Origin of the sequence: Stenotrophomonas sp. SrG, from assembly GCF_050031795.1 — a bacterium.
Classification (GTDB): Bacteria; Pseudomonadota; Gammaproteobacteria; order Xanthomonadales; family Xanthomonadaceae; genus Stenotrophomonas; species Stenotrophomonas rhizophila_A.
On record NZ_JBNBBE010000265.1, the window covers coordinates 1 to 272 of the forward strand.

The 272-nt window shown below is 28.3% G+C and carries 1 protein-coding gene; it reads left to right on the forward strand.

What is annotated here, in order from left to right; genetic code table 11:
• Positions 1-66 (forward strand): delta-lysin family phenol-soluble modulin (locus tag ACQG3P_RS19785; RefSeq protein WP_426805994.1); only part of this gene is annotated, 66 nt, incomplete at its 5' end.
• Positions 67-272: the final 206 nt, after the last annotated feature.

The window sequence follows — 272 nt, forward strand, 5'->3', positions numbered from 1 at the left end:
TTTTCAACAATCGGTGACTTAGTAAAATGGATTATCGACACAGTGAACAAATTCACTAAAAAATAAGATGAATAATTAATTACTTTCATTGTAAATTTGTTATCTTCGTATAGTACTAAAAGTATGAGTTATTAAGCCATCCCAACTTAATAACCATGTAAAATTAGCAAGTGAGTAACATTTGCTAGTAGAGTTAGTTTCCTTGGACTCAGTGCTATGTATTTTACTTAATTATCATTACAGATAATTATTTCTAGCATGTAAGCTATCGA